This window comes from Maricaulis sp. B-26, from assembly GCF_056857855.1.
In genome coordinates, this window is sequence record NZ_JBSXNX010000020.1 from 75439 (window position 1) to 84974 (window position 9536).

A 9536-nucleotide genomic window follows, 5' to 3' on the forward strand; every position below is an offset into this window, starting at 1 on the left:
TCCCTCGCACTGGAGCAACCCCTTAACATGTCTACCGAAACCCTCACCCCGACGACTGATGATTTTGCCGCCATGCTGGAGGCAAGCCTCGCCGGACGCGATCTGGCTGAAGGCCAAGTCGTCAAAGGCACCGTGACCTCCATCGAAAACGATTTCGTGACGGTCGATGTCGGCCTCAAGACCGAAGGCCGCATCCCGCTGCGCGAGTTCACGGGCCCGGGTTCCGAAGCCCCCAAAGTGGGTGACGAAGTCGAAGTTTACCTCGAGCGCATCGAAAACGCGCTCGGCGATGCCATTCTGTCGCGCGACAAAGCCCGCCGCGAAGAAAGCTGGGATCGTCTCGAGAAGTCCTTCGAGAAGAAGGAGCCGGTCAACGGCGCCATCGTCGGCCGCGTCAAGGGCGGCTTCACCGTCGACCTCGGCGGCGCCTCGGCCTTCCTGCCGGGCTCCCAGGTGGATATCCGTCCGGTCCGCGATGTCGGCCCGCTGATGAACCAGGAACAGCCGTTCGCCATCCTCAAGATGGACCGTCCGCGCGGCAATATCGTGGTTTCGCGCCGCGCCGTTCTGGAAGAAAGCCGTGCCGAACAGCGTGCCGAGCTCGTGGCCCAGCTGGCCGAGGGCGAAGCCCGCGATGGCGTCGTCAAGAACATCACCGATTACGGTGCGTTCGTTGACCTGGGCGGCATTGACGGCCTGCTCCACGTCACCGACATGTCCTGGAGCCGCGTCGGCCACCCGTCCGAGGTTGTCGAAGTCGGCCAGACGGTCAAAGTCCAGATCATCAAGATCAACAAGGAAACCCAGCGCATCTCGCTCGGCATGAAGCAGCTCATGTCCGATCCGTGGGAAGGCGTTGCGGCGAAATACCCGGTTGGCGCCGTCTTCGAAGGCCGTGTCACCAACATCGCCGAATACGGTGCCTTCGTTGAGCTGGAAGAGGGCGTTGAAGGCCTCGTCCACGTCTCCGAAATGTCCTGGACCAAGAAGAACGTCCATCCGGGCAAGATCCTGTCGACCTCCCAGGAAGTCCAGGTCATGGTCCTCGATGTCGACGCCGACAAGCGCCGCATCTCGCTGGGCGTCAAGCAGACCCAGCGCAATCCGTGGGAAGTCTTCGCCGAGACCCATCCGTCCGGTACGGCCATCAAGGGCGAGATCAAGAACATCACCGAGTTCGGTCTGTTCGTCGGCCTCGAAGGCGATATCGACGGCATGGTGCACCTCTCCGACATCTCCTGGGATCAGTCGGGCGAGCAGGCCATCGAGACCTTCAAGAAGGGCGATATGGTCGATGCCAAGGTGCTGGACGTCGACGTCGAGAAAGAGCGCGTCTCCCTCGGCATCAAGCAGCTGGCCGGCGATCCGATGGACTCCTCCGGCGTTGGCCGCGGCGACACCGTCACCTGCACGGTGACCGAGGTCACCTCCGGCGGCATCGAAGTCACCTTCGGCGACGACAGCTCGATGAAGTCCTTCATCCGCAAGTCCGACCTGTCCCGCGATCGTGCGGAGCAGCGTCCGGAACGCTTCGCGGTCGGTGACAAGGTCGATGCCCGCATCACCAACATCGACAAGGCAACGCGCCGCATCTCCCTGTCCATCAAGGCCCTGGAGATCTCCGAAGAGCGTGAAGCCGTCGAGCAGTACGGTTCGTCCGACGCCGGCGCTTCGCTCGGCGACATTCTCGGCGCCGCACTGCGCGAGAGCGAAGGCGACGACAAGGAGTAAATTCCAAGTCGCCATCGTCTGAGGCATGAGAAACGGCCGGAGTTAACCACTCCGGCCGTTTTTTTATGTGCTTTTCGGGGTGTGCGCATTGACGCCCGCCCCACCAGACGTAAGGATTAGGCTTTCCCACGCGGAGGGTTAGCATGATCAAATCCGAGTTGATCGACAAACTGGCTGAAGCCAATCCCCACCTCTATCACCGTGATGTCGAGCGCGTGGTCAACACCATTCTCGACGGCGTCACCGACGCCCTCGCCCAGGGACACCGTGTCGAGCTTCGCGGCTTCGGCGCCTTTTCCGTTCGCCACCGGCCGGCCCGTGTGGGCCGCAATCCGCGTACCGGCGAAAGCGTCGCGGTGAAGGAAAAGCACGTGCCCTTCTTCAAGACCGGCAAGGAATTGCGCGAACGGGTGGATGCTTCCCGGGAAACGGTCCCGGAATTGAGCTGACAACTCAGCGACAGCTTCATTCAAAAGCCCGGCAAATGCCGGGCTTTTGTTTTATACACGCTTAAAAGGCGCGCCCGGATAATCCGGAGTCATGACCATTGCGCCGCACTATCCGTCACTCCAGGTCCATGCCGGCCTGCACGCATCGCCCGCGACGATGCGAAAGGCGGCGCCTGCGAAGCTGGACGCGAGTCTGGACGACAGCGAGCGCAAACAGGTCGAGCGTCTGGCCCGCCGCGATCGCGAGGTCCGGGCGCATGAAGCCGCCCACCAGACGGCCGGCGGCGCCTATGCCGGCGCGGCACGCTACGAGTACGAGCGCGGCCCGAACGGCCAGCAATATGCCGTGAACGGCGAAGTGCCGATCGACGCCTCGGACATTCCCGGCGATACGGAAGCCACCATCGAGAAGATGGAGCAGGTGAAGACGGCCGCCATGGCTCCTGCCGCGCCCTCGGGCCAGGACCGCAGGGTCGCAGCCCTGGCGGACGCTGCGATAGCACGGGCGCAATCCGAATTGCGCGAACGTGAAAAGAGCGGCGAGGGCGCACCGCAAGCCACTGGGGAGAAGCTGAACGGCACGCTGACCCAGTCTCTCGCGGAAATGCGCGAAGCCGGGCCTTCCGGTAATTCCGATGCATCGGCAGCCACCGAACCGGACCTCGCCGCCTATGCGACCGCCGCCTATCGGCATCAGGCAGAGGCCGCAAACCGGGCGCTGTGGGCGCGCTAGAACTTGCGATTCCAGTCGGCATGATCGCCGAGCCAGCCATAGCGCTTCACCAGCCATCCCATCCAGTTTCCTCGCACCCGCACGCGCAGGGGCCGGCCGTCCATAACGCGGGGCGGAGTGCGTTCGATCATCAGTTCGGTCAAGGTCATGTCGTTCTCCGTCATAAGTCTGACCTTGATATAATTCCGCAAATACGCCATTGACCAATGCATTATCAATGGTCTGTCATAAGCTTTATTTATGTCTGGAATATCCAACCTGCCACCTGTTCAGGCCATCCGGGTCTTCGAGACGGCGGCACGGCTGGGCAATTTCACGCGCACGGGCGAGGCGCTGGGCATGACCCAGGCCGCGGTGAGCTACCAGATCAAGCTGCTGGAAGACCGGCTGGGCTTTGCCCTGTTCGAGCGCAAACCGCGCCATGTCGAACTGACGCCACGCGGCGCACAACTGGCGCGCGGCACCTCGGAAGCCTTTCGCCTGCTCGAGCGCACCTTCCGGGATGTGCGGGAGGATCGGGCCAGCGTGCTGGGCGTGACGGCGCTGCCGACCTTTTGCTCCAACTGGCTCGTACCGCGCATCGGCAGCTTCCAGCTCGAGAATCCGGATCTGGCCGTACGGATCGACAGCCGCTCCGATCTCATCGACATCAAGGCGGGCGATGCCGATATCGGCATTCGCATCGGCAATGGTCAGTGGCCTGGGCTGGAAGCCCGCTACCTTTTCCCTGACACGACCGCGCCGCTCCTGCCCCGCCGCGCCATAGAAACCCATGGCCCGTTCGAGACGCCCGATGACCTGCTCAAACTGCGTCTGTTCGGACCGATCGACTGGTGGCGCAGATGGTTCGAACTCGCAGGCGCAGACCCTGAGCGCCTGCCCGAACGTCCGGCGTTGGAGCTGGAAACGCAAACCATGGAAATCTCGGCCGCGATTGCCGCCGGAGATGCGGCCGTCATGGTCACCCCCATCTATTTTGCCGAACAGCTTGCTGCCGGCGCCCTGGTCCAACCCTTCAGCCAGGAGCTCGACCACAGGAAGGGCCATTTTCTCGTCTACGATCCCGCACGTGCCCAGGAACCGAAAATCCGCACCTTCATCGTGTGGATGCTGTTCCAGCCCATGGCATTCTGCCTCAACCAGCCAGAACCGGCTTTCCCTCAGGCCGGGAAGGCGGTAACCGGATCAACATGACCGAGATCAAATTCTGCGGATTGAAGACGGGGCGTGACGTCGCGGCGGCCGAGACGGCTGGCGCGCGCTGGACGGGCTATGTGATCTTCGAAAAGAGCCCGCGCCATGTTTCGCCTTCCTTGGCCGGTGAGCTGGGCCATCTGGCGAAGACGAGCGAGACCGTCGCCGTGACCGTCAATCCGGACGATGATCTGCTCGCGCAGATCCGGGACGCCATGCGTCCGGACTGGATCCAACTGCACGGCTCGGAGAGCCCGCAGCGGGTCGTGCAGGCCCGGGCATACGCAAAACAGGGCATTATCAAGGCCTTGCCGGTGGCCGAAGCCGCCGATCTGGATGCCGCGAAAGCCTATGACCGCGTCGCGGACATGCTGCTCTTCGACGCCAAACCGCCCAAGGGCGCCGACCGCCCCGGAGGCTGGGGCCATGGCTATGATTACGCACTGCTGAAATCCCTGCATATTTCCATACCCTGGCTCTTGTCGGGCGGGCTCGATGCCACCAATGTCTGCGCCGCTGTGCAGGCGTCGGGAGCCCGCGCTGTCGACGTGTCTTCGGGCATAGAGAGCGCGCCCGGCGTCAAGGATGCGCAGCGCATCGCCGATTTCGCCGCCGCCCTGACGGCGGTCTGATCTTCCAAGCGCAGAAGGAGCGTGCCATGAGCGATAAAGCGTCAGCCGACACACGACCGAATGCGCTTTCGGCCTGGCCGGATTCCAAAGGCCGCTTCGGCGATTACGGCGGTCGTTTCGTCGCCGAAACATTGATGCCGAACATTCTCGAGCTTGAAGAGGCCTACGAGGCCGCCAAGACGGATCCGGACTTCAAGTCCGAGATGGATCTCTTCCTGAAGGATTATATCGGCAAGCCCAGCCCGATCTATTTCGCCGAACGCCTGACCGAGGAATTCGGCGGCGCGAAGGTCTGGTTCAAGCGCGACGAGCTCAATCATACGGGCTCGCACAAGATCAATAACTGCCTCGGCCAGGTCCTCTTGGCACGCCGCATGGGCAAGACGCGGATCATCGCCGAGACCGGCGCCGGCCAGCACGGCGTGGCGACGGCCACGGTGGCGGCGCGTTTCGGCATTCCCTGCACCGTCTTCATGGGCGCCACGGACGTGGAGCGCCAGGCGCCGAACGTCTTCCGCATGAAACTGCTGGGCGCGGAAGTCGTCCCGGTCACCTCGGGCACGGGTACGCTGAAGGACGCCATGAACGAGGCGCTGCGCGACTGGGTGACGAATGTGAAGGACACTTTCTACGTCATCGGCACGGTCGCCGGCCCGCACCCCTATCCGGCCATGGTCCGCGACTTCCAGTCCATCATCGGCCGCGAGGCGCGTGCGCAGATGATGGAACGGCTCGGGCGCCTGCCCGATGCGGCCGTGGCCTGCATCGGCGGCGGCTCGAATGCGATGGGCCTCTTCCACCCCTTCATCGATGACGAAAACGTGCGCCTGATCGGCGTCGAGGCGGCCGGCAAGGGTATCGAGACGGGCAAGCATGCCGCCTCGCTCAAGGGCGGCGAGCCGGGCATCCTGCACGGCAACAAGACCTATCTCCTGCAGGATGATGACGGCCAGATCATCGACGCCCACTCCATCTCGGCCGGGCTCGACTATCCCGGCATCGGCCCGGAGCACGCCTTCCTGCACGATGCCAGACGCGCCGAGTACGTCTCGGCGACCGATGAGGAAGCGATGGAAATGTTCCAGCTCTGCACCAAGCTGGAAGGCATCATCCCGGCGCTGGAACCCGCCCACGCGCTCGCCCGCGTCCGCGACCTCGCGAAGGAGCTGGGCCCGGAGGGTGTCATCCTGATGAATATGTGCGGCCGCGGCGACAAGGACGTCCCGCAAGTCGCCCGCATGCTGGGGGTGGAGCTCTAGATGACCAACCGCCTCACCACCCGTTTCGCCGAGCTGGCCGCCTATGACCGTCCCGGTTTCGTCGCCTATCTGATGGCCGGCGACGGGGACAGTCAGGGTCTGTTGAATGCGCTGCCGGATGCCGGAGCCGACGTGATCGAGCTGGGCATGCCCTTTACCGATCCGATGGCCGACGGGGCGTCCATCCAGGCCGCCGCGCTGCGGGCGCTCGAAGCAGGCATGACCTTGAAAGGCACGCTCGACCAGGCAGCCATCTTCCGCAAGGGCGACAAGGACACCCCGATCGTGCTGATGGGCTATGCCAATCCGATCCATCACATGGGCTGGGACAAGTTCGCCAAGGCCGCCGGCAAGGCAGGCGTGGACGGGCTGATCTGCGTCGACATTCCGCCCGAGGAAGACACCGAGCTTCGCGCCGCGCTGGACAAGCACGGCATCGCCCTGATCCGCCTGGCCACGCCGACGACGGACGACAAGCGTCTGGCGACGGTAGTCGCCAACACGTCGGGCTTCGTTTATTACGTGTCCACGACAGGGGTGACGGGCGCGGCGACCGGGGCCGTCACCGAGGTCGGGGAGGCCGTGGACCGCGTGAAGCGGGCGAGCGGCCTGCCGGTCGCGGTCGGTTTCGGTGTAAGATCGCCGGACCAGGCCAGGGCCATTGCCGGACGCGCCGATGCGGTCGTGGTCGGCTCGGCCATTGTGGACGCCATGCACGAGGGTGGTGTTACGCAGGCCACAGACTTGGTAAAGCGCCTCGCTACAGCCGTGCACACGGCGCGCCGCTAGGGACGAAAACGTATGAGTGATCGGGATACGGACCGCAATTCCGGGATGAGCTGGCTTTCGAAGATTGCCCCGCCGGGCATGTCGAAGATCTTTTCCAAGCGCGACACGCCGGACAATCTCTGGGTCAAATGCCCGGTCTCCGGCGAGATGGTCTTCCACAAGGACCTGGAAGCCGGTCAGTTCGTGACCCCGGCGGGTCACCACATGCGCATCGGCCCGGCCTGGCGTTTCCAGTTCACCTTCGACGGCGAGTACACCGAACTCGACACGCCGGAAGTGGCCAAGGACCCGCTGAAATTCCGCGACGACAAGCCCTATACCTCGCGCATCGCCGCAGCCCGCAAGAAGACCGGGCGCGACGATTCCATGGCCATTGCGGTCGGCCAGATCGGCGGCGTGGAGAGTGTCGTCCTGGTGCAGAATTTCGCCTTTATGGGCGGCTCGCTCGGCATGGCTGCCGGCGAGAGCTTCATCAAGGCGGCCGAGGAAGCCATTTCCCGGCGCGCGCCGCTGATCGTCTTCACGGCCGCTGGCGGTGCCCGCATGCAGGAAGGCGCGCTCTCGCTGATGCAGATGCCGCGCACCACGATCGCCGTGGAAATGCTTCGCGATGCGGCCCTGCCCTATATCGTTGTGCTGACGGACCCGACCACGGGCGGCGTCACCGCCTCCTACGCCATGCTGGGCGATGTCCATATCGCCGAGCCGGGCGCACTCATCGGCTTTGCCGGCCGCCGCGTCATCGAACAGACCATTCGCGAGAAGCTCCCGGAAGGCTTCCAGCGGGCCGAATATCTGCTTGAGAAAGGCATGGTCGATAAAGTGGTGCATCGCCGGGACATTCCGGGTACTCTGGCACGCATGCTGAGGGTCATGATGAAACGCCCGGGCAACACTGTCGCTGCCATCACGCCGCCGCCACCGGATCATGTGGCGACGGACGGGGGTAGCCATTAGCACGCGCCGTCAGGCTCTGGATGACGCGCTGACGCGCCTCGCTCGTCTGCACCCTAAAAAAATCGACCTGTCCCTGGGCCGGCTCCAGCGCCTGCTGACCGCTCTCGGCTCCCCGCAGGAAAGCCTGCCGCCGACGATCCATATCGCCGGAACCAACGGCAAGGGCTCGACCTGCGCCTATCTGTCCGAAATGTCCCGCGCCCGTGGCGAGACGGTGCATATCTACACCTCGCCCCATCTGGTCAATTTCAACGAGCGCATCCGGCTCGATTCCAGACCGGTTCCGGACAAGATGCTGATCGAGGCCTTCGCGCGATGCGAGGCGGCCAATTTCGGCGAGCCCATCACTTTCTTCGAAATCACCACCGCCGCCGCCTTCCTGCTCTTTTCCGAGCACCCGGCGGATCGTCTCATCCTCGAAGTCGGTCTGGGCGGGCGCTATGACGCGACGAACGTCATCGCCAAACCTGCGCTGAGCGTGATCACGCCGGTGAGCCTCGATCACCAGGAATTTCTCGGCGACAACATCACCGACATCGCGCGCGAAAAGGCAGGCATCTGCAAGTTCGGCGTCCCCGTCGTGATCGGCAATCAGGACGACGCCGCCGAAGAGGCCCTGCTCGCCGAGGCCCAGCGCGCCGGTGCGCCGGCCTTCGTCTGGGGCCGCGACTACAACGCCTATATGCAGCACGGGCGCCTCGTCTATGAAGACGAGAACCGCGTCTGGGACCTGCCTGCCCCGTCCCTGATCGGACCGCACCAGATCCAGAATGCCGGCATGGCCGCGGCCTGCGCATCGGTGCTGAACTGGGAAGAAAGCTCGGTTTCCACCGGCATCGGAAAGGCGAGCTGGCCCGGCCGCCTGCAGAACATCACGCGCGGCCCGCTGGGCGAGATCGCCAACAAGGCGGGCGCCGAGCTCTGGCTGGACGGCGGACACAATGTCAGCGCCGCCAAGGCGCTCTCCTTCGCCATGGCCGACATGGACGAGCGCGACGACCGCCCGCTCATCATCGTCGCCGGCTTCTCGCCGAACAAGGACGCCAAGGCCTGGTGCACCCAGTTCGCCGGGCTGGCCCGCCGCCTGATCGCGGTCGAGTTCCGCTCCGGCCGGGGCGGCTCCCAGCCCGCCGCCGACGTGGTTGCCGCCAGCAAGGCCGCCGGCCTGCAGGCCGAGACCGCCACCGGCCTCATCCCCGCCGTGAAACACGCGGCCAAGGAACACCCCGCGCCGCGCATCCTGATCGCCGGCTCCCTCTACCTCGCCGGCGAAGCCCTGGCCCTGGGCGGCGAACCGCCTCACATAACGCCGGGTTAGGGCTTCCGAAATCCAGACAACAAAAAACGGGCGCCCGAGGGCGCCCGTTCTTCATTTCGCGATGAGCGAGGAACCTAGAGGCTCTCTTTCACCCATTCGGTGATCTTGCCCTTGGCCATGGCGCCAATCTTGGTGGAGACGACCTGGCCGTCCTTGAAGATCATCATGGTCGGGATGCCGCGCACGCCGTACTTGCCCGGCGTCATCGGGTGCTCGTCGATATTCACCTTGGCAACCGTCAGCTCGCCCGACATTTCTGCGGCGATCTCGTCGAGGGCCGGCGCGATCTGCTTGCACGGGCCGCACCATTCGGCCCAGAAGTCCACGAGGACCGGACCGGAGGCGTTGAGAACGTCGGTTTCGAAGGATTCATCGCTGACCGCTTTGGTCGCCATGGGACACTCCTTTGTTCGGGGCGAATCCGCTTTCGCAGATATCTTGATGGCGCGTGAGGTAAGGAGACAGACCGCGATC

11 protein-coding genes are annotated in these 9536 nt (G+C 64.3%); 9 read left to right on the forward strand and 2 right to left on the reverse strand.

The features are described from left to right. Window positions 1-27 precede the first annotated feature (27 nt). From rpsA to AC13HB_RS06965, 3 genes are all read left to right on the forward strand, one after another. A complete protein-coding gene (rpsA, locus tag AC13HB_RS06955) occupies window positions 28-1731 on the forward strand; it encodes a 30S ribosomal protein S1 (protein WP_482949012.1) in 1704 nt (567 codons plus the stop codon). A gap of 143 nt (window positions 1732-1874) precedes the next feature. Next, a complete protein-coding gene (locus AC13HB_RS06960; protein WP_482949013.1) occupies window positions 1875-2180 on the forward strand; it encodes an integration host factor subunit beta in 306 nt (101 codons plus the stop codon). A gap of 91 nt (window positions 2181-2271) precedes the next feature. Further along, window positions 2272-2913: a putative metalloprotease CJM1_0395 family protein gene (locus tag AC13HB_RS06965; protein ID WP_482949014.1), complete on the forward strand. Its 642-nt coding sequence runs from the start codon at window positions 2272-2274 to the stop codon at window positions 2911-2913. Here AC13HB_RS06965 and AC13HB_RS06970 read toward each other — a convergent pair. Continuing rightward, window positions 2910-3062 carry a hypothetical protein gene (locus tag AC13HB_RS06970; protein ID WP_482949015.1) on the reverse strand — a complete coding sequence of 51 codons (153 nt, stop codon included), beginning with the start codon at window positions 3060-3062 and terminating at the stop codon, window positions 2910-2912. The genes AC13HB_RS06965 and AC13HB_RS06970 overlap by 4 nt on opposite strands. 91 nt (window positions 3063-3153) lie before the next feature. Here AC13HB_RS06970 and AC13HB_RS06975 point away from each other — a divergent pair, with 91 nt between their 5' ends. From AC13HB_RS06975 to AC13HB_RS07000, 6 genes are read left to right on the forward strand one after another with little or no spacing between them, the layout of a single operon-like run. Then, window positions 3154-4107 (forward strand): LysR substrate-binding domain-containing protein, encoded by a 954-nt coding sequence (locus tag AC13HB_RS06975; protein ID WP_482949016.1) that lies wholly within the window; start codon window positions 3154-3156, stop codon window positions 4105-4107. Continuing rightward, complete coding sequence (locus tag AC13HB_RS06980) at window positions 4104-4739, forward strand: phosphoribosylanthranilate isomerase (RefSeq protein ID WP_482949017.1); 636 nt, start codon at window positions 4104-4106, stop codon at window positions 4737-4739. Before AC13HB_RS06975 ends, AC13HB_RS06980 begins: the two co-directional genes overlap by 4 nt. A gap of 26 nt (window positions 4740-4765) precedes the next feature. Beyond that, window positions 4766-5998 (forward strand): tryptophan synthase subunit beta, encoded by a 1233-nt coding sequence (trpB, locus tag AC13HB_RS06985; protein WP_482949018.1) that lies wholly within the window; start codon window positions 4766-4768, stop codon window positions 5996-5998. Beyond that, window positions 5999-6787: a tryptophan synthase subunit alpha gene (gene trpA / locus AC13HB_RS06990; protein ID WP_482949019.1), complete on the forward strand. Its 789-nt coding sequence runs from the start codon at window positions 5999-6001 to the stop codon at window positions 6785-6787. 45 nt (window positions 6788-6832) lie between these two features. Then, window positions 6833-7744, forward strand: a complete 912-nt coding sequence (accD, locus tag AC13HB_RS06995; protein WP_482949179.1) for an acetyl-CoA carboxylase, carboxyltransferase subunit beta — start codon at window positions 6833-6835, stop codon at window positions 7742-7744. Further along, complete coding sequence (locus AC13HB_RS07000; RefSeq protein WP_482949020.1) at window positions 7716-9062, forward strand: bifunctional folylpolyglutamate synthase/dihydrofolate synthase; 1347 nt, start codon at window positions 7716-7718, stop codon at window positions 9060-9062. Before accD ends, AC13HB_RS07000 begins: the two co-directional genes overlap by 29 nt. Window positions 9063-9136: 74 nt before the next feature. Here the strand turns inward: AC13HB_RS07000 and trxA are convergent, their stop codons facing one another. After that, window positions 9137-9457 carry a thioredoxin TrxA gene (gene trxA / locus AC13HB_RS07005; protein WP_482949021.1) on the reverse strand — a complete coding sequence of 107 codons (321 nt, stop codon included), beginning with the start codon at window positions 9455-9457 and terminating at the stop codon, window positions 9137-9139. Window positions 9458-9536 lie beyond the last annotated feature (79 nt).